The 24,312-nt window shown below is 69.5% G+C and carries 24 protein-coding genes; 11 read left to right on the top strand and 13 right to left on the bottom strand.

Annotated elements, in window-relative coordinates; translation table 11 throughout:
* Positions 1-74 precede the first annotated feature (74 nt).
* From cls to GA0116996_RS24995, 4 genes are all read left to right on the top strand, one after another.
* A complete protein-coding gene (gene cls / locus GA0116996_RS25010; RefSeq protein ID WP_092317006.1) occupies positions 75-1,511 on the top strand; it encodes a cardiolipin synthase in 1,437 nt (478 codons plus the stop codon).
* 124 nt (positions 1,512-1,635) lie between these two features.
* Positions 1,636-2,280 (top strand): TetR/AcrR family transcriptional regulator, encoded by a 645-nt coding sequence (locus GA0116996_RS25005; RefSeq protein ID WP_062803149.1) that lies wholly within the window; start codon positions 1,636-1,638, stop codon positions 2,278-2,280.
* Positions 2,281-2,600: 320 nt separating this feature from the next.
* Positions 2,601-2,933: a hypothetical protein gene (locus GA0116996_RS25000; RefSeq protein WP_092317003.1), complete on the top strand. Its 333-nt coding sequence runs from the start codon at positions 2,601-2,603 to the stop codon at positions 2,931-2,933.
* Positions 2,934-3,009: 76 nt separating this feature from the next.
* A complete protein-coding gene (locus tag GA0116996_RS24995) occupies positions 3,010-3,192 on the top strand; it encodes a hypothetical protein (RefSeq protein ID WP_092317000.1) in 183 nt (60 codons plus the stop codon).
* Positions 3,193-3,258: 66 nt separating this feature from the next.
* Here the strand turns inward: GA0116996_RS24995 and GA0116996_RS24990 are convergent, their stop codons facing one another.
* Both GA0116996_RS24990 and GA0116996_RS24985 read right to left on the bottom strand, forming a co-directional pair.
* Entirely contained in the window at positions 3,259-3,684 is a 426-nt protein-coding gene (locus GA0116996_RS24990; RefSeq protein ID WP_092316998.1) for a hypothetical protein, read from the bottom strand.
* 242 nt (positions 3,685-3,926) lie between these two features.
* Complete coding sequence (locus tag GA0116996_RS24985) at positions 3,927-5,048, bottom strand: site-specific integrase (protein WP_092316995.1); 1,122 nt, start codon at positions 5,046-5,048, stop codon at positions 3,927-3,929.
* A 113-nt stretch (positions 5,049-5,161) separates the two neighbouring features.
* On the opposite strand from GA0116996_RS24985, the gene GA0116996_RS24980 reads away from it, so the two are divergent.
* From GA0116996_RS24980 to GA0116996_RS24970, 3 genes are all read left to right on the top strand, one after another.
* Entirely contained in the window at positions 5,162-6,124 is a 963-nt protein-coding gene (locus GA0116996_RS24980) for a DNA-binding protein (protein WP_092316993.1), read from the top strand.
* Positions 6,125-6,221: 97 nt separating this feature from the next.
* Positions 6,222-6,737, top strand: a complete 516-nt coding sequence (gene parS / locus GA0116996_RS24975) for a type II RES/Xre toxin-antitoxin system antitoxin (RefSeq protein ID WP_092316990.1) — start codon at positions 6,222-6,224, stop codon at positions 6,735-6,737.
* A complete protein-coding gene (locus GA0116996_RS24970) occupies positions 6,734-7,207 on the top strand; it encodes an RES family NAD+ phosphorylase (protein ID WP_092316987.1) in 474 nt (157 codons plus the stop codon). The genes parS and GA0116996_RS24970 overlap by 4 nt, the downstream gene beginning before the upstream one ends.
* Before the next feature lie 7 nt (positions 7,208-7,214).
* Here the strand turns inward: GA0116996_RS24970 and GA0116996_RS24965 are convergent, their stop codons facing one another.
* Positions 7,215-8,792 carry a fatty acid--CoA ligase gene (locus GA0116996_RS24965; RefSeq protein WP_092316985.1) on the bottom strand — a complete coding sequence of 526 codons (1,578 nt, stop codon included), beginning with the start codon at positions 8,790-8,792 and terminating at the stop codon, positions 7,215-7,217.
* A 222-nt stretch (positions 8,793-9,014) separates the two neighbouring features.
* Between GA0116996_RS24965 and GA0116996_RS24960 the strand changes: the two genes are divergently transcribed.
* Complete coding sequence (locus tag GA0116996_RS24960; protein WP_092316982.1) at positions 9,015-11,300, top strand: ATP-dependent DNA helicase; 2,286 nt, start codon at positions 9,015-9,017, stop codon at positions 11,298-11,300.
* 125 nt (positions 11,301-11,425) lie between these two features.
* Positions 11,426-11,749 carry a thioredoxin family protein gene (locus GA0116996_RS24955; protein ID WP_062803140.1) on the top strand — a complete coding sequence of 108 codons (324 nt, stop codon included), beginning with the start codon at positions 11,426-11,428 and terminating at the stop codon, positions 11,747-11,749.
* Positions 11,750-11,770: 21 nt separating this feature from the next.
* Here GA0116996_RS24955 and GA0116996_RS24950 read toward each other — a convergent pair whose 3' ends face one another.
* A complete protein-coding gene (locus GA0116996_RS24950; protein WP_092316979.1) occupies positions 11,771-12,202 on the bottom strand; it encodes a VOC family protein in 432 nt (143 codons plus the stop codon).
* Between the two features lie 124 nt (positions 12,203-12,326).
* On the opposite strand from GA0116996_RS24950, the gene GA0116996_RS24945 reads away from it, so the two are divergent.
* Positions 12,327-13,211 carry a LysR family transcriptional regulator gene (locus tag GA0116996_RS24945; protein WP_092316976.1) on the top strand — a complete coding sequence of 295 codons (885 nt, stop codon included), beginning with the start codon at positions 12,327-12,329 and terminating at the stop codon, positions 13,209-13,211.
* A gap of 7 nt (positions 13,212-13,218) precedes the next feature.
* Here GA0116996_RS24945 and GA0116996_RS24940 read toward each other — a convergent pair whose 3' ends face one another.
* From GA0116996_RS24940 to GA0116996_RS24915, 6 genes are all read right to left on the bottom strand, one after another.
* Positions 13,219-13,554: a cupin domain-containing protein gene (locus tag GA0116996_RS24940; RefSeq protein WP_062803137.1), complete on the bottom strand. Its 336-nt coding sequence runs from the start codon at positions 13,552-13,554 to the stop codon at positions 13,219-13,221.
* 124 nt (positions 13,555-13,678) lie between these two features.
* Positions 13,679-14,020 carry a hypothetical protein gene (locus GA0116996_RS24935; protein WP_092316973.1) on the bottom strand — a complete coding sequence of 114 codons (342 nt, stop codon included), beginning with the start codon at positions 14,018-14,020 and terminating at the stop codon, positions 13,679-13,681.
* A 182-nt stretch (positions 14,021-14,202) separates the two neighbouring features.
* On the bottom strand, positions 14,203-15,666 hold the full coding sequence (locus tag GA0116996_RS24930; RefSeq protein ID WP_092316970.1) for an efflux transporter outer membrane subunit: 1,464 nt from the start codon (positions 15,664-15,666) through the stop codon (positions 14,203-14,205).
* Positions 15,663-16,571, bottom strand: a complete 909-nt coding sequence (locus GA0116996_RS24925) for an efflux RND transporter periplasmic adaptor subunit (RefSeq protein WP_092316967.1) — start codon at positions 16,569-16,571, stop codon at positions 15,663-15,665. Before GA0116996_RS24925 ends, GA0116996_RS24930 begins: the two co-directional genes overlap by 4 nt.
* Positions 16,568-16,786, bottom strand: coding sequence for a DUF1656 domain-containing protein (locus GA0116996_RS24920; protein ID WP_092316964.1), 219 nt, complete (start codon positions 16,784-16,786; stop codon positions 16,568-16,570). Before GA0116996_RS24920 ends, GA0116996_RS24925 begins: the two co-directional genes overlap by 4 nt.
* Positions 16,787-16,810: 24 nt before the next feature.
* The gene (locus GA0116996_RS24915) at positions 16,811-18,802 is read right to left on the bottom strand and encodes an FUSC family protein (protein WP_092316961.1); all 1,992 of its coding nucleotides are present in this window, start codon (positions 18,800-18,802) and stop codon (positions 16,811-16,813) included.
* A gap of 223 nt (positions 18,803-19,025) precedes the next feature.
* Here GA0116996_RS24915 and GA0116996_RS24910 point away from each other — a divergent pair, with 223 nt between their 5' ends.
* Positions 19,026-19,937 carry a LysR family transcriptional regulator gene (locus tag GA0116996_RS24910; protein WP_092316958.1) on the top strand — a complete coding sequence of 304 codons (912 nt, stop codon included), beginning with the start codon at positions 19,026-19,028 and terminating at the stop codon, positions 19,935-19,937.
* Positions 19,938-19,947: 10 nt separating this feature from the next.
* Here the strand turns inward: GA0116996_RS24910 and GA0116996_RS24905 are convergent, their stop codons facing one another.
* The 3 genes from GA0116996_RS24905 to GA0116996_RS24895 all read right to left on the bottom strand — a co-directional run bounded on the left by GA0116996_RS24905 (position 19,948) and on the right by GA0116996_RS24895 (position 24,162).
* Positions 19,948-20,376, bottom strand: a complete 429-nt coding sequence (locus GA0116996_RS24905; RefSeq protein WP_243419767.1) for a hypothetical protein — start codon at positions 20,374-20,376, stop codon at positions 19,948-19,950.
* Positions 20,377-20,737: 361 nt separating this feature from the next.
* A complete protein-coding gene (locus GA0116996_RS24900; protein ID WP_092316952.1) occupies positions 20,738-23,080 on the bottom strand; it encodes a cytochrome P450/oxidoreductase in 2,343 nt (780 codons plus the stop codon).
* An 86-nt stretch (positions 23,081-23,166) separates the two neighbouring features.
* The gene (locus GA0116996_RS24895; RefSeq protein ID WP_092316949.1) at positions 23,167-24,162 is read right to left on the bottom strand and encodes a Bug family tripartite tricarboxylate transporter substrate binding protein; all 996 of its coding nucleotides are present in this window, start codon (positions 24,160-24,162) and stop codon (positions 23,167-23,169) included.
* Positions 24,163-24,312 lie beyond the last annotated feature (150 nt).

Here is a 24,312-nt window from a genome sequence, read left to right as displayed (position 1 = left end):
GGGCGCCAACATCGGCAACGTGCTGTGCCAAAATAGCGCGCATCGCGACCCGGTCAGCGGACACAAGCCCACCGATGCTGCAGAGCCCGAGTGTCATCGCCATCATCGTGCTGGCCTTTCACGCCGTAGGCGTGGTGGCCGCGCTGCATGCCGTCATGACGGTGCGCACCGCGCCGGGCGCGATTGCCTGGGCCGGATCGCTGCTGATGATGCCGTACTTCACCCTGGTGCCTTACCTGATCTTCGGGCGCAGCACCTTCGCCGGCTATGTCGACGCGCGCCGCTTCAACGACGACCGGCTGCGCGAAATCCGCCACGGCATGACCCCGCGCGAGCGCGAGGCCCGCAGCGCCTGCGTGGTCCACGCGCCGGTGCAGGCCTGCATGCGCGCGCTGCCGCGCCTGACCGGCATGCCGTGCCTGGCCAACAACGATGTGCGCCTGCTCATCGACGGCGAGGAGACTTTCGAGGCGATCTTCGCGGCGATGGCGCGCGCCAGGCAGGTGTTGATCGTGCAGTTCTTCATCGTCCACGACGATGCACTGGGCCAGCGCCTGCAGGCGCTCATGTGCGAGCGCGCGCAGGCTGGCGTCAAGGTGTACTTCCTGTTCGACCGCATCGGCTGCCACGCCATGTCGCGCCGCTACGTACGCACGCTGCTCGATGCGGGGGTCGAGGCGCGGGCGTTTTCCACGCATCGCGGTTTCGTCAACCGGTTCCAGCTCAATTTCCGCAACCACCGCAAGCTGGTGGTCGTCGACGGCTGCGAAGCGTTCATCGGCGGCCACAATGTCGGTGTCGAATACCTGGGCCAGCGTCCGCCGCTGGCGCCCTGGCGCGACACCCATATCGCGCTGCGTGGCAGCGCCGTGCTGGACTTGCAGATGGCCTTTGCCGAAGACTGGTACTGGGCCGCGCGCGAGGTGCCGCATCTGCTCATGCCGCCGCCGGAGGCGGGCGGCAGCATGACCTGCCAGGTGGTGCCGTCGGGGCCGGCCGATGCGCAGGAAACCTGCTCGCTGTTCTTTGTCGAGGCGATCCAGTCGGCGCGCCACCGGCTGTGGATCACGTCGCCGTATTTCGTCCCGGACGAGGCCGTGTTCGCGGTGCTGCGACTGGCGGTGCTGCGCGGGGTGGATGTGCGCATCCTGATCCCGGCGCGGCCGGACCACCTGGTGGTCTATGCCGCCTCCACGCTGTACGCCCACAAGGCCATTGCCGCGGGCATCAAGATCTACCGCTACCAGCCCGGCTTCCTGCACCAGAAGGTGATCCTGATCGACGACGAGGCCGCCGCCATCGGCACCGCGAACCTCGACAACCGCTCGTTCCGGCTCAATTTCGAGCTGATGGTGATGACTGCCGACGAGGGCTTTGCCGCGCAGGTGGCGGCAATGCTCGAGGCCGATTTCGCGCAGGCCCGTCGGGTCGGGCTGGACGAGTTCCTCGCCGCGCCGGCTCCTCTGCGCGTGGCGATGCACGTCGCCACGCTGTTCGCGCCGATCCTCTGAGCCGCGGCCTGCCGGCGCCCCTGCCATCGTAGGCGCTACAAGCTTGTGACAGTTTGATTGTGTACACTGTTCACTATAAGACTCTGCACATCATGAACTGTCATTCGTTTTCCGGGAGGCCCGCATGAACCGGGAAGCCTCCGCACCGCCCGCACGGGCGACCTACCGCCATGGCGACCTGCGCCGCGCGCTGCTCGACGCCGGCATCGACCTGGCACGCGAGGGTGGCCCCGACGCCATCGTGCTGCGCGAAGCGACGCGGCGCGCGGGCGTGGTGCCCAATGCCGCGTACCGCCATTTCGCCAGCCGGCAAGACTTGCTGCAGGCGGTGCGCGCCTCGGCCCTGTCTTCGCTGGCAATCGCCATGGAGGCCGAAATCGGCGGGCTGCGCCCGGGCCGTGGCGCAGCCGCGCATGCGCGCGCCTGCCTGCGCGCGGTCGGCACGGGCTACCTCCGTTTTGCCCTCACGGAAACCGGCCTGTTCCGCACGGCATTCTCGGTGCCGGACGAAGTCGAGGACGACGCCGACCCGGCCAAGGCGGGCAACAGCGGCCTGAATCCGTTCCAGTTGCTGGGCGCGGCGCTGGACCAGCTGGTGGAGGCGGGGGTCCTGCCGGCCGAGCGCCGCCCGGGCGCCGAATACCTGGCGTGGTCGGCCGTGCACGGGCTGGCGATCCTGCTGATCGACGGTCCCCTGCGCAGCCGCGCCAGCGAGCAGGCGGAGATCCTGGGGCAGCGCGTGCTCGAGATGGTCGAGAAGGGCCTGTAGCCCGTAACCGCGGCACAAAAAAATGCCACGATGGCGGGGACCATCGTGGCAAGGTAAGGAGCCAGGAAGGGGGGCAACCTGGCTCTATCGGGCACCCAGGGTCGGGTGCAAGAACAATGTATTCCGTTGATTCTCATCTGAATATCGGACACTTCTTAAATATGTCTTTGTTTTGTCCCGATATAGGCACCCGCACGCCCATGGCTTGGCCGGGCGCGTCGGGCGGGTGCGGTTCACCGGAATGCCGGGCCGGCCGCGCGGTCTAACTTGCGTGCCTGCCAGGTCCGGCAGGCTGAGCGCTGACGGTGGGGAGGGGCATCATGCAATACGGAATCGGAGTGATCCTGGTCGCGACCGCGCTGGCAGGGTGCGTGGCGTACCCGTATGCCGGCGACCCGTATCCGGCATATCCCGCCTACACGGTGTCGACGCCCTACTACCAGACCTACCCGGCCTATCCCGCCTATCCCGCCTATCCGGCATACGGGTATCCGTACTACCGCCCGTGGCCGGCCTATGGCAGCTTCGCCTTCATTTATGGCGGCGGCGGACGCGGTGGTCATCACTGGCACGGCAATGGCCACCGCGGGCGGGGTGGCTGGCATGGCGGTGGGCGCGGGGGTGGCAGAGGAGGTGGCGGCAGAGGCCACTGAGCGGTAAGCGTCCGCATGGCAATGCCGGGCCGCCAGGGTTACCATCGGTTCACGGTCGCCAAGGAGCCTTATCGACATGAGCAAGCCCGCACAGAAGCACCCGCCCCAACCGACGAAGCCAGCGCAGCAGCCATCCAGAGACGAACTGATCGAGCGCGAACTGGATGAGGCGCTGAAGGAAACTTTCCCCGCCAGCGACCCGGTCGCGGTCGACACCGACGTGCTGCGCCGGCCCGGCAAGTCGAAGCCGGGCAAGTAAAGCACTGGGAAGTAAAGCGCAGGGAAATAAGGCGTCCGGACTCACGCGTCCGGAAGCGCGGGCGCGCTAGGGCAGCTGGCGCAGTTGCCCGATGACGGACATCAGCCGCCCGTGCGCGACGATGACGCCGGACTCGTCCTGCAGCGCTTCCTGGTAGCGCTTGCGGAACGCGGGGTCGGCTCCGTCGCTGAAGAGTTTTTCGGCGGCGCGCCCGACGGCACGGCAGGTATCGTCGTGGTGTTCCTTGGCTTCGAGCTCTTCGTCGATCTCGATGATCAGGCGCGACAGCGGGTCGAGCCAGCGGAAGTAGTTGTCTTCAGTCACCAGCTGGACAAACAGGCCGGCCGGAATCGGACCGTTCAGGCGTTCATACTGTGCCCGGTCATAGCCGATGACTTCCTTGTGAACCTGCAGCAGGGCCGCGCGCAGGGCCTTCAGCCCTGAGCGGCGCGTTTCCTGCGTGGCGAGGAATTGTTCGTTGGGCATGCCCATCTCCGCGTTTCCACTTGATCGGGTCCGGGCAGCGGCGCGTCGTCGCGCGCCTGTACCGCCAGCGCTTGCGCGGCGGTGACTGTCTGCCGGATGTTCCGTTCGCGGCGTCCGGCCTGTGCCGGCACTGTCCCGCGCGCCTGCCAGTATAGGCAGGCCCCGCAAGGCGAGCCAGAGGCGCCGGCTAGCGAAATACCCGTATTTGCGCCGGCCCCGGCGCATGGTTGGCGGACATGGCGAGTCGCTCAGGGGCTGTCGGTGGCATCCGGTGCCAACAGGTCGGCGGCGCGCGAGCGCCGTGCATCGGCAGCGCGGAAATAGCGGACCACCGTCGATACGCTGGCATGGCCGGTCATGGCCATGGTTTCAGCCAGCGGCACTTGCTGTGCCGCCGCTTCCGTGACAAAGCCCGAACGCAGCGAATGCGCGGAATAATCGCCGTCCAGCCCCGCCAGCGCGCAACGCGCCTTGACGATGCGGCTGACCGCCGCATCCGACAAGCCTTCTCCCACATGCCCACCGCGCCGGATGCGGCGAAACAGCGGACCGTGTTCGATCCCCGCGGCGGCCAGCCACGCCTCCAGCGCCTGCCCGGCGGCGCCGGTGACGGGCTTGGCGTTATCGGCGTGATCGCTGCCTGACTGGTTGGTCTTCGACCAGCCCAGCACATAGACAAAGTCCCCAGGCCCCACGCGTGCAAGGTTGGCCATGGTGGCACGCGCGACTTCGGAACGGCGACGCCCGCCGCTGGCCCACGCGAACAGCAGCAGCGCGCGGTCGCGCAACCCGGCCAGCGAGCCATCGCAGGTATCGAGCAGGCGCAGCAGCGGCGCCCTCGTCAGGGCGGCCTTGCGTGCCTGGCGGTGGCCGCGGCGCGCGTAGGCGCGCCGGATGCTGGCCATCAGTTCGCGCACGCCGGCATCGGCGCATGGGTTGGGCAGGCCTTGCAGCTGGTGGGCCTTGGCGATGACCGCGAGCCGGTGGGTCAGCGTTGACAGCGCGGGCGGGCCGGGTCGTGCCTTGCATCCGTCAGCGACCAGCGCCTGGTCGATCGCCGCGGGCATCTCGCAGACAGGGCCTTGCGGCGTCTGGCGCGTGGCGTGGTCGACGATGAACTGGATAACGACGGCGGGCGCAAGCGGTAGCCGCACCGGCTGCCGGTAGCGCAGGGCATACCAGGCAGACCAGTAGCGCAGTGCGGACCGGTAGCTTGCCACCGTGTTTCGGGATTCGCCTTCCTGGCGCAACGCGTTGGCCGCCTGCTCGGCGAGAGGATCCAGTTGGGACGTGCGGAGCGGGGCCGGTAATTCGACATCGGAAGGAATCGGTGGGAAGTAGGCCTCGTGGGCGTCTCGGATTCTGATCATATTAAATATGATGTATCCTGTAATATATCATACGTAAATAAGGAATAACAACCGATAAGTCTTAATTATCGAACCTTATTTAGTGATTTTTCAGGAACCGCTGGACCACACCCATGGAAACGCTCCGCAGCCGAGGCATCACCCGCGACGACGTCTGGCAAGCCGCCGACAGCCTGCTCAAGGCCGGCCAGCGGCCGACCATCGAACGTATCCGCCTGCATCTGGGGCGAGGCTCGCCGAACACGGTCAGCCCGCACCTGGATGCCTGGTTTGCTGCGCTGGGCGGGCGAATCCAGGATCCGCAGGGTTTCGCACCCGCGCCAGGCTGCCCGGAGCCCGTCACGGAAGCCGCGCGCTACCTGTGGGAGGCGGCGCTGCAAAGCGCCAGTGCCTCGGCCGAGGCCGCGTTGGCGCAGCGGGAAGCCGCACTGGCGGAAGCCAGCAAGGCGCTGCAGCAGGAGCGAGAAGCGCTGGCGCAGGAACGACAGGTCATGCAGGCGCGGCTCGAAGGCGCGGAGGCTGCCATGGCGGAACTGACGCGGGCCCGCGACGACGCGGCCGAGCGCGCGGCGCGTGCCGAAACCGCTGCGGCCGCGTGGCAGCAGCAAGCCGAAGCGCTGCGCGCCGAGCATGCCGCCGCGCTGGCCGCGCGCCAGGCCATGCAGAACGATTTCGATGCCCGGCGCGCGGCATGGGATCAGGAGCGCGAAACGCTGATGCAGCGCACCGCCGCCAACGAGCGCCGCATGGCGCTGGAACTGGATGCGGCACGCGTGGCCGCCAGGGAAGCGCAAAAGCTGGTCGAGGCCGAACGCAAGGCGGCGGTCGAGCGCCTGAGCCGGGCCGCGGAGGCGGCGTCGCGCCAGGGCAGCGAGATGAGCCGGCTCGGCCAGGCGATTGCGGTGCTCGAAGAACGGGTACGCCAGCGGGAAAGCCTGCTCGCTGAGTATCGGGAGCAGGCCGGCGCGGCACCTGCTGAATCCACGGCCGCCGCCGGGACGCCGCCACGGCGGAGCCGGCCGGCCCGCGTTGCATTGTCCGTCGGCAAGGGGCGACGGCGTGGCCGCGGACTGTAGGCGCAATCCTTTGTGCCTTCCGGCGAAAGCGCAGTGTAGTTCACGTTCGGCGTAAATCAATTGAGCTAAAATAGAAGCTCATTTGATGAGATCTGCCATGCCACGCATGCTCACGCCCAAAGGCCATTATCCGCTCGCACCCGAACGCCGGCCCGCTCGCGAGCTCAGCGTCAATAGCTACCTTGCGGTCTACGAGGCCACGCTGTCGACAGAAGGGGCCATGGCGGTGATCCACGCCATCCGCGAGGGCGTGCCGGCTTCCGACCTCAGCCGGCTGGCCGAATCCATGGGTACGAGCAAGGAACAGCTGATCAAGACGCTGGACTTGCCGCGCGCCACCGTTGACCGCAAGGCGCGGGCGCACCAGAACCTGTCGAGCGAGCAGAGCGAGCGCGTGCTGGGCATGGTGCGGCTGATGGGCCAGGTGCAGGCGCTGGTGGAAAGCTCGGGCGATCCGCGCGGCTTCAATGCGCCACAATGGGTGGCGCAGTGGCTGGAGCAGCCGTCTCCGGCGCTGGGCGGGCAACGTCCCGCGGAGTTGATGGATACCGTCGCGGGCCAGCGCATCGTCTCCGACCTGGTGGCGAGGATGCAGAGCGGGGCCTACGCTTGAAGCCGGCCTGGCGCATCGCCACCGACACGCCCCTCTACACCGCGGACGATGCCAGCGGCGCCGGTGGCAGGGCCACCGGAGGACGCTGGAACCGGCAGGGAACGCCGCTGATCTATGCCGCGTCCAGCATCGCGCTGGCTTGCCTGGAAACGCTGGTCCACCTGGGCTCGGCCGGTCTGCCGCTGAACCGCTACCTGGTCCGGATCGATATCCCTGATGACCTGTGGGCCGCGGCACGGCACCTGACGGCCGCCAGCGCGCCGGTCGGCTGGGATGCCATTCCCGCCGGCAAGACCAGTCTCGACACCGGCGAGGCCTGGGTTCGCGAGGGCACCGGCGCCTTGCTGCTGGTGCCCTCGATCGTGATTCCTGAAGAGTTCAACGTGCTGGTCAATCCCTTGCACGCGGCTGCCCGGCGGCTGGCCTATACCAAGGTACGCCGCTGGCAGTACGACGCCCGCCTGGCCTGAGTCACGATCAGGCCGCGCAGCCCGCGCGCAGCAGGTGTTTCTGGATCTTGCCGCTGGTCGTCTTGGGCAGCGCTTCGACGAAATGGTAGCGGCGCGGGCGCTTGTAGGCGGCAAGCCGGTCGCCTTGCAGCACGAAGGCATCGAGCTGTTCCGCGCTCAGTGCGGCCTCGCCGCGCGCCACCACGTAGGCGCTGACCACCTGGCCCCAGGTGGGATCGGGCTCGCCCAGCACCGCGACTTCCAGCACGCCGGGATGTTCGATCAGGGCGTCTTCCACCTCGCGCGGATAGACGTTCTCGGCGCCGGAATTGATCATGTAGTCGATGCGGTCGCGGATCCACAGGTAGCCGTCGGCATCCACGCAGCCAAGGTCGCCGGTGTGGTACCAGCCGTGCGCCAGCGCGCGCGCGTTGGCGTCCGGGCGGTTCAGGTAGCCCTGCATCATGCACGGTCCGCGCACCAGCACTTCGCCGACCTCGCCCGGCGCGCACGGCTGCGACGGGTCGGTCGGTGCGCCGTCTTCGCGCAGCCTTGCCACCACCAGCTCGTGGCCAAGCGCGGGCAGGCCGGCCGAGCCGGCGCGGCTCAGTTGTTCGTGCGGGTAGAGCACCGACATGCACGGTCCCATTTCCGTGGTGCCGTAGACCTGCACCAGCCCGGCGCCGACCTTGCGGTCCCATTCGCGGATCAGGTGCGGCGCCATCGATGCGCCGCCGTACTCCACCAGCCGCAGCGAGGACAGGTCACGGGTTGCTGCGTCCGGATGGTCGAGCAGCATGCCGACCATGGTCGGCGCGGCGAAGAAATGCGTGACGCCCTCGGCTTCGACCAGTTGCCAGGCCTCGCCCGCATCGAAGCGGCGCTGCAGCACCTGGGTAGCGCCGACCTGCAGGCGCGGCAGGAAGCTGGTGTGCAGCTCGGCGGTGTGGTTCAGCGGCGCGATCGACAGGCCCACATCCTCGCGCGACAGCATCATGGCCTGGTGCATCATCGCGTTGTGCTGCAGCTTGCTGCGATGGGTGTGCATGACGCCCTTGGGCCGGCCGGTGGTGCCGCTGGTGTACATCAGGATGCAGGGATCGTTCTCGTCGACCGTCACCGTCGGCGGCGAGTCGGGCTGCTCCGCCGCCAGCGTGTCGAGCCGGTGCGTGGCGCAGGCGGGCGCCGGGTCGGCGTCGGCATAGAGGCGCAACGCGGTGCCGGGCGCCAGTTCGGCGGCCTTTTCCACGACGGCCGCGCCTTCCCGTTCGAACAGCAGCGCCCTGGCCCCGCCGTCGTTCAGGATGTAGGCCAGCTCCTGTGCCGCCAGGCGATAGTTGACCGGGTTGAAGACCGCGCCCAGGCGGGCCGTGGCCAGCAGCGCAAAGACGAAGGCCGGCGTGTTGTAGAGAAAGGCCGCCACCACGTCGCCCTTGCCGATGCCGAGCGACTGCAAGGCATGCGCGTGGCGGTTGACCTCGGCATCCAGCTGCGCAAAGGTCCACGCGCGCCGCCCGGTGCCGATGCCGCTGACCAGCGCGGTCTTGTGCGGCAGGTTGCGCGCGGGCCAGGTCAGGGTGGCGCCAAGGGTGATGCTGCAGGTCAAGGTCGGGCTCCGGTCGTGTCCGCTGCCGGGCAGGCGGACACTTGTTGTCTTGTCAGCCGGACAATATAGAGCGGCGCGTGGGGCACATGGAAATAACGATTTGCTCTTTCTTTATGCCCGTTGGGCGGTAAGAGCGTTCCCCGGCCGGGGTGCTACTGTATATTTATACAGTTTTCGCTGTACCCATTGCCTGTGTCCGCCGTCATCGCGCCCCCTCCCGTCATGCCCGCACCGCCCACTGCGCCAGCGCAGCCGAAGTACGTCGTCGCCGTGCGCGCGCTGTGCGAGTTCACCGCCAAGGCGGGCGACCTGGACCTGCGTTTTGTGCCGACGCCGTCGGCGCAGGAAGGCGTGGCCGGCCACGGCGTCGTGACCGGCCGGCGGGGGGCGGGCTATCAGGCAGAAGTGGCGCTGTCCGCGGATTTCGGTCCGCTCCATGTCCGGGGCCGTGCCGACGGCTACGATCCCGCTGCCAACCGGCTCGAGGAAATCAAGACGGTTCGCGGCGACGCCGCCGTGCCGGACAACCACCGCCACCTGCATTGGGCCCAGGCCAGGATCTATGGCTGCCTGCTGTGCCGCAAGCTGGGGCTGCCCGGGCTCGAAATCGCGGTGGTCTATTTCGACATCGTCAGCCAGCGCGAGCACCCGGTGGTGGCGCACTTCGACGCGCCGGCGCTCGAGGCGTTTTTTGTCCAGTCCTGCGAGCGCTTCCTGCACTGGGCCCGGGCCGAACTGGCGCACCGGCAGGCGCGCGATGCCGCGCTGGCGCGGCTGGCGTTTCCGCACCAGGGCTTTCGCCCGGGCCAGCGCGAACTGGCGCACGCGGTCTACAACGCCAACCGCGCCGGGCGCCACCTGCTGGCGCAAGCACCCACCGGCATCGGCAAGTCGGTCGGGACGCTGTTCCCGGTGCTCAAGGCCATGCCGGGCCAGCAGCTCGACAAGGTGTTCTTCCTGTCGGCGCGTTCCACCGGGCGCGGGGTGGCGCTGCACGCCGCCGAAGCCTTGCGCAGCCACGGCGCGCAGCCGCTGCGCGTGCTCGAACTGACTGCGCGCGACAAGGCCTGCGAGCATCCGGAGCTGGCCTGCCATGGCGAATCGTGTCCGCTGGCGCGCGGCTTCTATGACCGACTGCCGGCCGCGCGCGAAGCGGCACGCGCCGTGCCGGTGCGCGACCGCGCCGCGGTGCGTGAACTAGCGCGGGATCATGGCATCTGCCCTTACTACCTGGCCCAGGAGCTGGTGCGCTGGAGCGATGTGGTGGTGGCCGACTACAACTATTACTTCGACCGCAGCGCGATGCTGTATGCGCTGACCGTGGCCAATGGCTGGCGCGCCAGCGTGCTGGTGGACGAGGCCCACAACCTGGTCGAGCGTGGCCGCGCGATGTACACGGCGGAACTGGATCCGCAGGCGCTGCGCGAGCTGCGCCGCGGTGCGCCGGCGCAGCTATCCCGGCCGCTGGCCCGGCTGGCGCGGCAGTGGAGTGCCCTCGCGCGCCAGGGTGACGATGCCTACGAGGTCCTGGCCGAAGTGCCGGCGGCCTTTCGCCGCGCGCTGGACGAATGCTGTGCGGCGGCACTGGCCTACATGACCGAGCATCCGGGCGCGCACGATCCGGCGCTGCAGCGATTCTACTTTGACGCGCTGCATTTCGCCCGCCTGGCCGAACAGCTCGATGCGCATTCGCTGTTCGATATCCAGCGCACGCCGCGCCGGCGCGGCCACCACGCCCGGCTTTGCCTTCGCAACGTCATCCCGGCCCCGTTCCTGCGCCCGCGGCTTGCCGCCGCGCATTCGGTCACGCTGTTTTCCGCGACCCTCGATCCCGCGGACTATTACCTGGACACGCTGGGCCTGCCGGCCGATTGCGCGCGCGTGCAAGTGCCATCGCCGTTTAGCGCCGCGCAGCTGTCGGTGCGGATTGCCTCGCGCATCTCCACCCGCTATGCGCGGCGCGAGCAGTCGCTGCCGGCCATCGTGGCGCTGATGGCGGACCAGTTCCGCGCGCGCCGCGGCAACTACCTGGCTTTCTTCAGCAGCCACGAATACCTGCAGCAGGCCGTCGCCCGCTTCGCCGGGTCGCATCCGGACATCCCGCATTGGGTGCAGGCGCGGGGCATGGACGAAGCCGCACAGGCGGCGTTCCTCGAGGCTTTTACGGAAGGCGGGGCGGGCATCGGTTTCGCGGTGCTCGGTGGCGCCTTTGCCGAGGGCGTCGACCTGCCGGGCGAGCGCCTGATCGGCGCCTTCGTCGCGACGCTGGGGCTGCCGCAGTTCAACGCCGTCAACGAACAGTTCCGCCTACGCATGGAGCAGGCGTTCGGCCGGGGCTACGCCTATGCCTACCTGTATCCCGGGCTGCGCAAGGTGGTGCAGGCGGCTGGCCGGGTGATTCGCACGCAGCAGGACCAGGGCGTGCTGTATCTGATCGATGACCGCTTTGCCGCGGCGGAGGTGCGCGGCTTGCTGCCCTCATGGTGGGAAATCGCGCCGGCGGCGTAGAAATTACACGCTGGCGCCGCAAGTGCGGCATGCTGCGGCCATGGCTGGCTTCACGCTGGCCTCGCGCTGTCCGCCTGGAACGAATCTGGCAGGCAGACGAGACGCGCCCATTGAAAGGAAAGACCATGCCGATGACCCAACACTACGCCGCCACCGAACCGACCCGCACCGAAGTGGATACGCTGTCCGGCGCCACCGTGCTCGAGTTCGGCGCGCCCTGGTGCGGCTACTGCCAGCGGGCCCAGCCGGCGCTGGCCGAGGCATTTGCCGTACATCCCGACTTGCGCCACCTGAAGATCGAAGACGGCAGCGGACGGCCGCTGGGCCGGTCGTTCCGCATCAAGCTGTGGCCGACGCTGGTATTCCTGCGCGACGGCCAGGAAGTGGCCAGGCTGGTGCGCCCGACGGAAGCGGAGCCCATCCGCGAAGCGATGCGCCGCATCGCCTGACCGCCGCTGACTGGCGCCGGCTTATTTCGCGAACACCTGGTTCAGGTCGGCAAAGGCCTTGAACTCGAGCGCGTTGCCGGACGGGTCGAGGAAGAACATGGTGGCCTGTTCGCCGACCTGGCCCTTGAAGCGCACGTGCGGCTCGATCACGAACTGGGTGCCGGCCGCGCGCAGGCGTGCGGCCAGCGCCTCCCATTGGTCCATCGGCAGGATCGCGCCGAAATGGCGCACCGGCACGTCGTCGCCGTCGACGGCGCTGGTGGCACGGTGGCCGCATTCCTCGGGCGACAGGTGTGCCACCACCTGGTGGCCATAGAAGTTGAAATCCACCCACGCCTCGGAACTGCGGCCTTCCGGGCAGCCCAGCAACCCGCCATAGAAACGCCGCGCCTCGGCCAGGTCGCGCACGGGAAACGCCAGGTGGAACAAGGGGATGGTGAAAGTCGTGCTCATGGGGCTTCTTATGGAGTGGAAGGTTCTGACCGGGCCGGGGACTGGCCTGCGCGTTGATTGTAGTCAGCACAACCCGTAATATGAAGCGAATCATTTTTGTCCTGAGCATCAAAGATTTCGATAGATGATCCGCTATTTCCAGACCTTCCTGACGGCTGCCGAAACAGGATCGTTTTCGGCCGCGGCGGCACGGCTGGCGCTGACCCAGTCGGCCGTCAGCACGCAGATCCGGCGCCTTGAAGAGGACCTGGACTGCCGCCTGTTCGAGCGCACCGGCAAGTCGGTTGCGCTCAGCGAAGCCGGGCAGCGTTTGCTGCCGGAGGCGCGTCGCTTTGTCGAGCTCTACGCCGCGATGAAGGATCGCGCCGGCCCGCACGCGGAGGCCGCGCCGGTGGAGCTAGGCGCGGTGTCTACGGTGCAGGCCACCTTGCTGGCCGAGGCGATGCGGCACTTCCGCCAGCGCTTCCCGGATTCGCACGTCAACGTGGTGCCCGGCATGTCGACCCAGTTGCTGACGCAGGTCGATGCGCGCGAGCTCGACGTGGCCGTGCTGATCCGGCCGCGCCTGGGTTTGCCGCCGGACCTGAAGTGGGTGCCGCTGGTGCGCGAGCGCTTCGTCGGCATCGGGCCGGCCGGCTCGCCGCAGGAGCTGCGCGCGCTGGTGGAGGCGCTGCCGTTTATCCGCTACAACCGCCACAGTACCGGCGGCCAGCTGGTGGACCGCTACCTGAAGCGGCAGCGGCTCTGGGTCAGGGAAGGGATGGAATTGGATGAGCCGGCGGTGATCCTGCAGATGGTGGCGGCGGGCCTGGGCTGCGCCATCATTCCGGCCGAGCTGGTGCCGCTGCGCGAGACGGCCGGCGTGGTGCAGGTGCCGCTGCCGGGCGGGCCGCTCTATCGCGAGGTCGGCGTGCTGGTGCGTGAGGCGGCGCTGCGCCGCGCGCCGGTGGCGGCGCTGATCGACGCCTTCGTGGCGGCGAGCGCGCGCTGGCAGCCGGGCGAGGTTTAGGGAAGGTTCAGAGGCTGCCTGGCAACACCATCGTCACCAGCACCGAGGCATCCGACACCGCCGTCACGTCGTAGCGCACGCAAGGCCCCAGGTACAGCAGGTCGCCCTGGTGCAGCTGGCGTTCGGAGCCGTCCACGCGCACGCGGACCTCGCCTTCGAGGCATTGCACGGTCATGGGTCCGTCCACCGCATGAGGGGGCACATGCTTGCCGGCCTTCAGCACCAGCCGCATCACTTCGAGGGGACCTTCCTTGAACAGGGCCTGGGTGGCGGTCTGGTCCAGCCGCACGCCCAGGGGCAGCACGCTGGCGATCTGTCCGGAAGCTAGATGGGGAAGGGACATGCGCGGCTCCTCGCGTCTGGTGGGGTGTCTAGTCAGGCGCGCCGTCGCCGGGCGGCGGCACGCCTTCTCAATCTAGCACCGGAGCGCGCACATCAGTAGCACGCAGCGTGGTGTCGCCGCCAGATCAGGCCGCGGCGGCGGCGCGTGCGCCGCGATGGGCCGGCGCCGCGGAGACACCGCTGCGGTCCAGGCCTGCAACTTCCAGGCCGGTGGCGCGGTTGGCGCCGTCGGTGAACGGGTCACGCTGGTCGTTGACGCGCGCGCCATCGGTGAAGGGGTCGCGCTTGTCGTGGACACGCGCGCCGTCGGTGAACGGATCGCGCTTGCCGTTGTGCAGGGCGTACCCGTAGCGGTCACTGGTAACGCCGCGATCGTTCAGGCCTTGTGCCATGGCGGGGGTGGCGGCGCTGATTGCTGCGAGGGAGAGAGTCGTGGCAAGAAGGGCTTTGAGAGCGTTTTTATGCATGTCTGCTGATTTTTTCGATAGGAGGACGGCTGGCCCGTGCAGGGCCGTGCAAGTCCGGCGGGTTTGCCGCCTGCGCCGTCCGGATTCGCCTTTTGGGCGGTGCCGCGCCTGGGTGTCTGCACGGCACGGGACGAAGTGTAGCCATGCAGCACTATTCCTGTGATGATTTAACTTTCCATCATTCAGTCGTATTTTTCATTCATCGATCCGGCTACGGCGGCCAGCTTGCGCGCGGTCTGCCAGCCGCCGCCGAGGGCCAGGAACAGGTCGACCTGCCGCGTGGCAACCTGGCCCGCGGACGCCGCCAGCGCGGCTTGCGCGGCGGCGAGATCGCGCTCGGCATCGAGATGCGCCAGATAGGGCAGGCGCCCGGCCTCCCATAGCCGGCGCTGCTGCCGCGCGGCTTGCGCGGCGTGTTCGCCGGCGGCATGCAGGGCCGCGTGGCGTTCCAGTTCGCGCGTGTAGGCCGACAGCGCGGTCTCGGTTTCCTGCAGCGCGCGCAGCACCACGGCGTCGAAGCGCGCCAGGGCGGCATCCGCGTCGGCTTCCAGGCCATGGATGCGATGCCGCACGCCGTTGGTGGGCCAGGTCCAGCTCAGCAGCGGCCCCAGGCTCCAGCGCGCCGTGGGCCCGCTGCCAAGGTGGCTCAGCACGCCGGTCAATCCGGCGCTGGCGCCGATGCGGATCGACGGATACAGATCGGCCGTGGCCACGCCGATGCGCGCGGTAGCGGCGGCGAGTTCGCGCTCGGCCTGGCGGACATCGGGCCGCCGGCGTAGCAGCGCGGCGCCGTCGCCGACCGGCAGCGGCGCGCGCAGCGCGGGCTCGGCCTCGCAGGCCACATCGGCCTCCGGCAGCGCCGCTGGCGCCTGGCCCAGCAACATCGCCAGCCGGTATCGCGCCGCACTGCGCGCGGCTTGCAGCGGGGGCAACGTGGCGCGCAGCGTTTCGCTGCGGGCACGTTCGCGCGCCACCTCGGCGGGCCCGGCGCGGCCCGCGGCGTGCACGCGGCGGGTGGCATCGAGCGTGCGCTGCTGCACCGCCAATTGCTGCGTGGCGGCGTGCAGGTCATGCGTGGCGGCGCACCCTTGCAGGTAGGCGCGCACGGTCTGCGCCGCCACGGTGACGCGCACCATGTCCAGTGTCGCCTGGCTGGCCTGCGCACCGGCCAGCGCGGCCTCGTCGGCGCGCGCCAGCTTGCCGAAGAAGTCGATCAGGTAGGACGCGCCCAGGCCCACGTCGCCCAGGTTGAACACCGGTGGCCGGGCCTGCTGCAAGAAGCTCTCCCCCGACAGCTGCGCGCGCGACACGCCGGCGCCGGCGCTGCCCTGCGGCAGGTTTTCGGCTTCCACTTCGTGCAGCAGCGCCTGCGCGCGACGCAGGTTGGCGCTGGCGGCGCGGATGTCGTTGTTTGCCGCCAGCGCCTTGGTGACGAGCCGGTCGAGCCGTTCGTCGTCATAGAGGCGCCACCAGTCGTCGGGCACGGGCGCGATCGCCACGTCCGGCGCCTGTGCGGACTGCAATGGGCCGTTTGCCGCGGTCGCGCGTAGCGCCGCTTGATCTGGCACGCGATAGTCCGGTCCCACCGTCGTGCAGGCACTCAGGCATGCACACAGCCACGCCGCCCACGTACGGCGCGGCCTCACGATCCCGGCCCCGCGCGGCGCGCGGCGCCCTGGTCCGCGGCCAGCTCGCGCACCGCCACCGTGGCGGTGCGCCCCGAAACCAGGCGCACATCGGCCGGCACGTCTTCCAGCACGATGCGCACCGGCACGCGCTGCGCCAGCCGCACCCAGTTGAAGGTGGGATTGACGTTGGGCAACAGGTTGGAACCCGCGCTGCGGTCGCGGTCCTCGATGCCGGCGGCGATGCTGTGCACGTGGCCGCGCAAGTGGCGGGGCTCGCCCATGATATGCACGTCGACCGGGCTGCCGATGTGGATGCGGTGCAGCTTGGTTTCCTCGAAATAGCCTTCGACGTGGAAGGAGCCGGCGTCGACCATCGACAGCACCGGTCGCCCGGTCGACACGTAGTCGCCCAGGCGCGGCAGCCGGTCGTTGAGGTAGCCCGCCACCGGGCTGCGCACGCTGGTGCGTTGCAGGTTCAGCCGGGCCAGCCGCACCGCGGCTTCGGCCTGCGCCAGCGCGGCCTGGCCTTGCTCGACGCGCGCACGCCCTTGCTCGGCGACTTCGGCGGCGACCACGCCGTCCAGGCTGCGGTTGCGCGCGGCTTCGCGCCGCGCCTGCGCCAGCGCGGCACGCTGCGTCGCCAGCGTCGCCAGTGCCTGTTCCAGCGCGAGCGCGTAGCGGTCGCGGTCGATCTCGAACAGGACTGCGCCGGCCTGTACGTACTGGTTGTCGCGCGCCACCACGCGCGTGACCAGGCCGGATACGTCGGGCGCCACCTGGACGATGTCGGCACGTACGTGGCCGTCGCGGGTCCAGGGCGCGGCGGTGTAGTAGTCCCACAGGTGGCGCAGCACCAGCAGCGCGGCAATGGCGGCCAGCAACGTCGGCAGCACGGGAAGCAAGGAGCGGAGTCGCAAGGTCATGACGGCAGTCCGGGCACTACGGCAAATACGGCAGCCACGGCGCCCAGGACGATCACATAGAGGAAAAGGTTGAACAGCGAGCGGTGCCAGATATGGCGGTAGGCGCCCAGTGCCGCCAGCACCATGCGGATTGCCGCGGCCACGGCAAAGGCGAGCACGGCCAGCACCAGCACGCCGGGCACGAACACGCCGTAGAGGTCGATTTCACTAAGCATGAGGCGCAGCGCAGAGGACGTGGATCAGCGGGACAGGGACGAGGCCGGAGCCGGCAGCAGCGTGACCTGCAGCACCACCAGCGCGCCCAGCGTGCCGCGCTGGCCGGCGCGGCCACTGGCCGCCACCGCGGCCATGGCCTCGCCCACGGCGGCTGCCAGGCGCGCCGGTACCGGTACGCGCCGGCCCGCGCGCCCTTGCGCGCGGAAATGCCGCGCCACCGCGGCCAGCACCCGGCGCACCGGCTTGCGCGCCGGCGGCGGCAAGTCCGGCAGCGCCTTGTGCAGCGCCAGCGCGCAATAGCCGACCTGCAACGCATGGAAGCCGTCCGTGGACAAGGGATCGCCGGCGGCGCCAAGGCGCGGCACCAGTTGGCCCAGCCGGTCCAGCATGCGCGCGCCCAGCCGCGCATCGCCATCGCTGGCGCGCAGCGTGGCAGCCTGCGCCAGGTCGTGCCAGCTGGCGCGCACCAGCCGCCGTGCCGCCACGCGCGCGCCGAACGGGCGTGCCGCCACTGACCACAGCGGTGCGAACACCATGGCCGCGGCGCTGGCCAGGCAGGTATTGAAGAGGGCGAGGAAATCCGCGTCGAAGACGGCCTGCACGTTGGCAAACGCGGCGGTGTTGACCGACAGCAGCATCGCGATCAGCTGGAATCCCGGCCGCGCCACCAGCAGGCCGATGCCGAGATAGGGCAGCGCCAGCAGCGCGGCCAGCGCTTCGAAGGTGTGCGCATGCGGCACCACCAGGAACAGGTAGCCGGACGAAATCAGCAGGCAGATCGCGCTCCAGCGCACGAAGGCCCCGGCCATGCGCCGCGGCTCGTCGACGGCGGCAAAGAAGCAGCACGCGATCGAAGCCACCACCACCGCGCCGGCGCCGTCCTCCCAGCCCGAGAAGATCCACAGCAGCCCGGCGCAGAACACCGCCAGTCCGCTGGACACCGCGCCGAACAGCAGCATGCCGTGGTCGTGGTGATGGCCGGCGGCTTGCGCCCCGCGTTCGCCGCGTAGCAGTGGCGTGGCGGCACGGTGGTCGCCGATGCCTTGCTGCAGCGCGCGGCATTCGCCGTACAGGGCGCACAGGCGCTGCAACTGGTCGGCCGCGGTGGCGGCAAGCCGGTCATGCCAGCCGCTCGAGTCGGCTGCGGGCGTGACCGCCCAGCCTTCGGGGGCCGCGGATGGTGCCGTGGCCGCCTTGTCGTCGAGCCATGCAGCCGTGGCCCCCAGCGCTGCGCGCAGGCCCGGCGGGATGCCGCCTGCGTGGCAACGCAGCGCCTGCAGCACGCTCTCCAGCGACGACAGCAGCGGCATCAGCATGGTCATGCGGCGGCGCAGCGCGCGCGCGTGGTGCAGTGTGTGGCTGCCTTCGGTGTCGTAGGCGAGCTGGCTGATGAGCTGGTCCAGTTGCAGGATGTCGGCGGCAAGCCGGTGGCGGCTGTGGTCGGCGCGCGGGCTGCCCAGCAGGATGTCCGAGGCCCACGCCGCGGCGTCGGCCAGCCACGAATCGGCACGCGCGCGCAGCGCCGGCGCGACCTTTGCCGGGAACACCACCGAGCCCACCAGCCCGGCGCAGACGATGCCGATCACGATCTCCTCGATCCGTGCCACGGCGATGTCGAAGATCTGCGCCGGCTGGCTGACCGCCGGCAAGGCCACGATCGGCAGCGTGTAGGCCGCCAGCAGGCACACGTAGCTGCGCGGCGTGCGCTGCAGCAGTGACAGGTACACCAGCACGCTGATCCACAGCGCGATCGCGCCCATCAGCACGATCGGCATGTTGACCAGTTGCGGCACCGTCGCCACCGCCGCGGTGGCGCCCAGCACCGTGCCGGCAACGCGATACGCCGCCTTGGAGCGGGTCGCGCCGGTGAGCGGATGCGAGACGAAATACACCGTTGCCATGGCCCAGTACGGCCGCGCCAGCCCCAGCGCCAGCGCGATGTAGAGCGCGAGCATCGCGGCGGCGAATGCCTTCAGCGAGAACAGCCACTGTCGTGCATTCGGCCAGCTAGCCATGGAGCGGGGTCTTGAAGGGAAGGTTGGGGGCGCTTGCCGCCGCCCGCCGCTCCGCGCTTCATCGGGGGCGCGGTTTGGGCAGGGGCGACATGTTGGGAGCGAAGTGTAGCCGCACCTTTCGCATTCCATTCATGATTTAATATTGGCTTTTCCATTCGTGTTATTCATGGAGTCGCTAGCACCCCCGGTCGTCATCGCCGGCGCACGCTCCGTCCACGCCACCATGCCCATCGATATCCGCGCGCTGCGCTATTTCGTCGAGACTGCGCGGCTGCGCAGCTTTACCCAGGCCGCCTCGTCGCTGTTCGTGACCCAGTCGACCATCAGCAAGATGGTGCGCCAGCTCGAGGACGAAGTCGGCCAGCCGCTGCTGATCCGCGAAGGCAAGAGCGTGCGCCTGACCGACGTCGGCCGCGTGGTCTACGAGCGCGGCCAGGAGGCGCTGGGCGTGGTGCACCGGCTGACGCTGGAGGTCTCCGACCTGTCTTCGCTGGGACGGGGGCAGTTGACGGTCGGCATCCCGCCGATGGTCAACCTGTTCTTCTCGCCGGCGGTCAGCGCGTTCCGGCAGCGCTATCCCAATCTGTCACTGACGCTGGACGAACACGGCGGGCAGGTGGTGGAGCAACTGGTGGCCAGCGGCGAGCTGGAGGTGGGAGCGACGGTGCTGCCGGGCGACAGCGGCCTGGCGCTGGAAACGCGCCAGTTCGGCCGCTATCCGATCTGGGCGGTGGGGCCGCGCAAGGCGGCCTGGGCGCGCGGGCGCACCGTGTCGCTGGGGGCGCTGCGCGACGAGCCGCTGGTGATGCTGACCGAGGATTTCTCGCTGACGCGCAAGCTGCGGCAGGCCTTCCTGGAAGCCCGCATCGAGCCGCGCGTGGTGGCGCGCAGCGGGCACTGGGACTTCCTGGCGTCGATGGCGGCGGCGGGGCTGGGCACCACCTTCCTGCCCCAGCCGCTGGCCGAGCGCCTGCAGGCGCAGGACACACTGGCCATGGCGCGCCTGACCGAACCCGCGGTGGACTGGACCATGGCCCATATCTGGTCGCCGGGGCGCTACCTGTCGCACGCGGCGCGGGCGTGGCTGGCGGTGTGCGAAGAGGTGCTGGGCAACGGGAACGGGCGGGCGGGCTGAATCCGTCGCCTCACTTGCCGCGGCACTGCTCGGGCGGGATGTCGAGCAGCACCAGCGGCTTCTGTCCGGCCGCATAGTGATAGCGCAGCCGGATCCCCAGCTTGCCCAGCACCGGCACGTCCGGATTGCGGCAGATGCCGCGCTCCAGAATCGGCTTGGCCGTGGCCATGAAATCACGGGTGTCGTCGCGGCTGGCATCGATGCCGGAGACTTTCAGGTGAAAGTCGACGATCTTGCCGGGTCGCGCCACGCAGCCGTCGAAGCGCGTGGTGTCGTCGAGGTCGACCGGTCCCGCGCGCATCAGCTCCTGGCAGGCCAGGCGCAGCTGCCGGTCGGCGTCGCCGGTGGTCAGGCGCGTGACCCCGTGCATGCCGGTCGGCTTGCCGCGCACCGTGCCCAGCAGCAATGTGGCAAGCTCGGACAACGGCGGCGCGGACATGGTGGCTGCCTGCGTGGCGGGAACGGCAAGTGTCGTGGCCACCAGCGACAAAGTCAAAAGCACAGCGGTACGGCGCCAGCGGCGATGATCAGCGGTGGGAACGGCGTGGACGGCGGCGGGATCAGGGGGCATGAGGCAAACAGGGCGGGGGCGGCGGTTGCGCTGCTACTTTAGCCCTGTGTCCTTGCGGCCGTTGTCAGGTTTTGTCCTACGTTGCAACGGCGCGCTTGCCGTGCCGGTGCCGGTATGCCAGCGGCAGCATCGCGGCTTGCCCGAAGCGCTCGCCGCAACGCCTCGCCATGTCCCTGCAGATCCGTCCCCGGGTACCTGCCCTCAACGCCACGGCCAGAGGCTGGCGCGCTTAAAGCTCCAGCACCAGCCGGCCGCCGCCGCAGGCGCGCGAGCAACACGCCATCATGCGGTGGTTGGCGTCGCGCTCGGCGCGCGTGAGCACCACGTCGCGGTGATCGACCTGGCCGGCCAGCACGCGCACCTCGCACGAGCCGCACAGGCCTTCCTCGCAGTCGCTCTGCACGTCGATATTGGCGCCGCGCAGCGCGCCCAGCAGGGTCTGCCCCGCCGGCACGTCCAGCACCAGGCCGGAGTCCTTCAGCTCCACGGTAAAGGGCTGCTCCTTCGACGCATCCAGGGTGCCCAGCCTGGAGACGAAATGCTCGACACGCAGCGCGTCGGCCGGCCACGCGGCGCAGCATCCGGCCAGCGCATCGAGCAGGCGCTGGGGCCCGCAGGCATAGATCTGGGTATCCGCGTCAGGCTGCCCCAGCAGCTTGCCGAAGTCGGCGCGCCGGCCTTCGTCGCTGGCGTGGAAGTGCAGCCGCGCGCCGTGCAGCGCCTGCAGTTCGTCCAGCATGGCCATGGCCTGGCGCGAGCGCCCGCAGTAGTGGAAGGTGTAGTCGATGCCAAGCGCGCGGGCGCGCCGCGCCATCGCGCTCACCGGCGTGACGCCGATGCCGCCGGCGATAAAGATGGCCCGCCGGCATTGCTCGTCGAAGCGGAAATGGTTGCGCGGGCCGCGGATGCGCAGGCGGTCGCCGGCGCTGACGCTGCCATGGACCCAGGCCGAGCCGCCGCGGCTGGCGGGATCGCGCAGCACCGCGATCTCCAGCGCGGCCGCGTCGTCTGGGTCGCCGCACAGCGAATACTGGCGCGACAGCCCGGTGTCGCCGCATTCCACGTCGATATGCGAGCCCGGCGCCCAGCGCGGCAGCGGCTTGCCGTCGGGCGCCACCAGCCGCAGCCGGAGCACGCCGTCGGCGGCCGCCGTGGCGCGCTCGACCACCACCGTGCGGGCGATGGTGTGCGCCGACGGCTCGCCGATGCGCACCGGCTGGCGCACCGCCAGCAGGGCCGGGTCGCGGCGCTCGGGGTTCTCGGCGGGATCCCATTCCACCAGCAGGTGCTCCGGCCCGCGGAACGAGGTGTTGGGCACGTAGGTAAAGGTCTGCGCGGCCAGGCGCATATGCGGCAGCCGGCGCGTCAGCTCTTCCAGGAAGACCTGCATCTCCATGCGCGCCAGGTTCTTGCCCATGCACTGGTGCGAGCCGTAGCCGAAGGTCAGCTGCTCGCTGGCGTTGTCGCGGCGGATGTCGAACAGGTCGGCATCGGCGAAATGGCGCTCGTCATGATTGGCCGACGAGGTCACGATCAGCAGCTTGCTGCCCGCCGGCAGGCGGATGCCGCCCACTTCGGTGTCGCGCGTGACCAGCCGGCGCCACGCCGCCACCGAGCCGTTATGGCGCAGGCATTCCTCGACCGCGTTGGGGATCAGCGCGGGGTCTTCGCAGAGCTCGCGCCACGCGTCGGGATGCTGCAGCAACAGCTTGATGGCGTTGGCCGAGGCGTTGGCAGTGGTTTCGTGCGCGGCGACGATGCCGGCCATCATCATCGAATGCAGGTAGGAGTCGGTTACCACCTCGGGCAGCTCCTTCTGCTTGCGCAGCCCGTACTGCATCCAGCCGGGACCGGACGGGTCTTCGCGCATCTTGTCGAGGATGCGGCCGGCCAGCTGCCAGAAATTGCCGACGGCGTGCGCCACCGCCACCTGTTCCTCCGGCTTCGGCCGGCCCCAGGTGTTGACGGTATGGGCAATGGAGTACTGGCGCAGCAGGTCCATGTCCTCCTCGGGCACGCCCAGGAAATGCAGCGCCACCGTCAGCGGCACCTCCCACAGCATCTGGTCGACCAGGTCGGCGCGGCCATCGTCGATAAAGCGGTCGACATACTCGCGCGTCAGGCGCCGCACCAGCGGCTCGTGGTGCGCCAGTTCGGCGGGCGTGAACGGTGCCATCAGCGCACGACGGCGCGGCATGTGGGCGGGCTCGTCCTCGTTGACCAGCGTGCGGTTCATGGCGTAGCCGTAGCTGGCCAGCACGGCGTTGGCTTCGTCGCCGGTGGGGGTGATCTTTTCCAGCGCGATCGACGGGCTGAAGGTCAGGTTGTCGCGGAAGATGGCCTTGATGTCGTCGTAGCGCGTGACCACCCAATAGCCCAACTGCGGGCTGTAGAACACCGGCTCCTGCTCGCGCGACCAGCGCACGTATTCGGGCGGGTCCTGCTGGTAGCCGTCGCCGAAGGGATCGAACTGCGCCGCGTTGTGGCTGACCGGGCAGCCGTTGGGCGCGCTCAGCGTGTTGTGGTCGATCGGGCAGCCGCCGCGCGCGGCGCCGGGGAAGGGGATGGTCATGCTACGTACTCCTGGCAGACATCGATGCCTGGCAAAAAGCGCTGCCGTCCGGGCGCGCCGGACGGCCCGCGGTGTTGCGGCCGGACTCAGTTGTCCAGCGTGATCTTCAGGTCGCGGATCAGCCTGGTCCAGCGGCCGGACTCGCTGCGCAGCAGCTCGCTGAACTGCGCCGGCGTGTTGCCCACGGGCTCTACGCCAAAGTCCACCAGCCGCTTGTTGACCGCCGGCTCGCGGATGGCCGCGACCACGTCCTTGTTCAGCGTGTTGATCACCTCCGGCGGCGTGCCGGCCGGCACCACCATGCCCACCAGCGCGGCGGCTTCGACGCGCGGATAGCCCAGCTCGGCGAAGGTCGGCACGTCGGGCAGCTGCGGCAGGCGGGTGGCATTGGCCACGGCCAGCGGGCGCACCTTGCCGCCCTTGATGAAGCCGGCGCCGGCGGCGTAGTCCACCATCATCGCGCCGACCTGGCCGGCGGCCACGTCGGACAGCGCCGGCGCGGCGCCGCGGTATGGCGCATGGGTCATCGGCAGCCCGGCTTCCACCTTCAGCAGTTCCATCGCCAGGTGGTGCGGGCTGCCCGCGCCGGCCGAGCCGTAGTTGATGCCGCCCTGCGTAGCCTTGGCCTGCGCGATGAATTCCTTGGCGGTCTTGGCCGGGCTGGCGGCGCCCACCACCAGGATCATCGGGAAGCGGCCCAGCAGCGTCACTGGGGCCAGATCCCTGGCGGGATGGTAGGACAGCGACTTGTACAGCACGGGATTGAACACCAGCGTGCCGTTGTCGGCCGACAGCACCGTATAGCCGTCGGCAGCCGCGCGCGCGGTCTCGGCCGCGCCGATGGCGGTATTGCCGCCGGGCTTGTTGTCCACCACCACCGGTTGCCCCACCTTGGCCGACAGGCCCTGGCCGATGGTGCGTGCCAGGAAATCCGAACCGCCGCCCGCGGCGTACGGGACGATCCAGCGGATCGGTTTGGCGGGATAGGCATCGGCGGCGTGGGCTGGGCCGGCGGCCAGCACCGGCAGGGTCAGCGCGCCAAGGGCCAGGCGCACGGAAAGGGCAAGGCGGGGGCGGGGCATGGGTCTTTGTCTCCTGATGGGTGGACCGGTGTCCTGGCACCGGCGTTTTCTGTTTTGCGTAAATCATATACGCATTGCGTAACGATTGAATGCGGGTTAACCTTGAACCGGCCCCGCGTCACGGCGTGGCATCGTCCGCTGTCGCCGTGA

This window comes from Cupriavidus alkaliphilus (genome assembly GCF_900094595.1).
GTDB lineage: Bacteria > Pseudomonadota > Gammaproteobacteria > Burkholderiales > Burkholderiaceae > Cupriavidus > Cupriavidus alkaliphilus.
This window is presented reverse-complemented; position numbering and strand designations above follow the sequence as displayed.

Excerpts from the sequence above, each read along its gene's own strand:
- cls (WP_092317006.1), top strand. The coding sequence starts at position 75 with ATGCTGCAGAGCCCGAGTGTCATCGCCATCATCGTGCTGGCCTTTCAC.
- GA0116996_RS25005 (WP_062803149.1), top strand. The coding sequence starts at position 1,636 with ATGAACCGGGAAGCCTCCGCACCGCCCGCACGGGCGACCTACCGCCAT.
- GA0116996_RS25000 (WP_092317003.1), top strand. The coding sequence starts at position 2,601 with ATGCAATACGGAATCGGAGTGATCCTGGTCGCGACCGCGCTGGCAGGG.
- GA0116996_RS24995 (WP_092317000.1), top strand. The coding sequence starts at position 3,010 with ATGAGCAAGCCCGCACAGAAGCACCCGCCCCAACCGACGAAGCCAGCG.
- GA0116996_RS24990 (WP_092316998.1), bottom strand. The coding sequence starts at position 3,684 with ATGGGCATGCCCAACGAACAATTCCTCGCCACGCAGGAAACGCGCCGC.
- GA0116996_RS24985 (WP_092316995.1), bottom strand. The coding sequence starts at position 5,048 with ATGATCAGAATCCGAGACGCCCACGAGGCCTACTTCCCACCGATTCCT.
- GA0116996_RS24980 (WP_092316993.1), top strand. The coding sequence starts at position 5,162 with ATGGAAACGCTCCGCAGCCGAGGCATCACCCGCGACGACGTCTGGCAA.
- parS (WP_092316990.1), top strand. The coding sequence starts at position 6,222 with ATGCCACGCATGCTCACGCCCAAAGGCCATTATCCGCTCGCACCCGAA.
- GA0116996_RS24960 (WP_092316982.1), top strand. The coding sequence starts at position 9,015 with ATGCCCGCACCGCCCACTGCGCCAGCGCAGCCGAAGTACGTCGTCGCC.
- GA0116996_RS24955 (WP_062803140.1), top strand. The coding sequence starts at position 11,426 with ATGCCGATGACCCAACACTACGCCGCCACCGAACCGACCCGCACCGAA.
- GA0116996_RS24950 (WP_092316979.1), bottom strand. The coding sequence starts at position 12,202 with ATGAGCACGACTTTCACCATCCCCTTGTTCCACCTGGCGTTTCCCGTG.
- GA0116996_RS24945 (WP_092316976.1), top strand. The coding sequence starts at position 12,327 with ATGATCCGCTATTTCCAGACCTTCCTGACGGCTGCCGAAACAGGATCG.
- GA0116996_RS24940 (WP_062803137.1), bottom strand. The coding sequence starts at position 13,554 with ATGTCCCTTCCCCATCTAGCTTCCGGACAGATCGCCAGCGTGCTGCCC.
- GA0116996_RS24935 (WP_092316973.1), bottom strand. The coding sequence starts at position 14,020 with ATGCATAAAAACGCTCTCAAAGCCCTTCTTGCCACGACTCTCTCCCTC.
- GA0116996_RS24925 (WP_092316967.1), bottom strand. The coding sequence starts at position 16,571 with ATGACCTTGCGACTCCGCTCCTTGCTTCCCGTGCTGCCGACGTTGCTG.
- GA0116996_RS24920 (WP_092316964.1), bottom strand. The coding sequence starts at position 16,786 with ATGCTTAGTGAAATCGACCTCTACGGCGTGTTCGTGCCCGGCGTGCTG.
- GA0116996_RS24915 (WP_092316961.1), bottom strand. The coding sequence starts at position 18,802 with ATGGCTAGCTGGCCGAATGCACGACAGTGGCTGTTCTCGCTGAAGGCA.
- GA0116996_RS24910 (WP_092316958.1), top strand. The coding sequence starts at position 19,026 with ATGCCCATCGATATCCGCGCGCTGCGCTATTTCGTCGAGACTGCGCGG.
- GA0116996_RS24905 (WP_243419767.1), bottom strand. The coding sequence starts at position 20,376 with ATGTCCGCGCCGCCGTTGTCCGAGCTTGCCACATTGCTGCTGGGCACG.
- GA0116996_RS24900 (WP_092316952.1), bottom strand. The coding sequence starts at position 23,080 with ATGACCATCCCCTTCCCCGGCGCCGCGCGCGGCGGCTGCCCGATCGAC.
- GA0116996_RS24895 (WP_092316949.1), bottom strand. The coding sequence starts at position 24,162 with ATGCCCCGCCCCCGCCTTGCCCTTTCCGTGCGCCTGGCCCTTGGCGCG.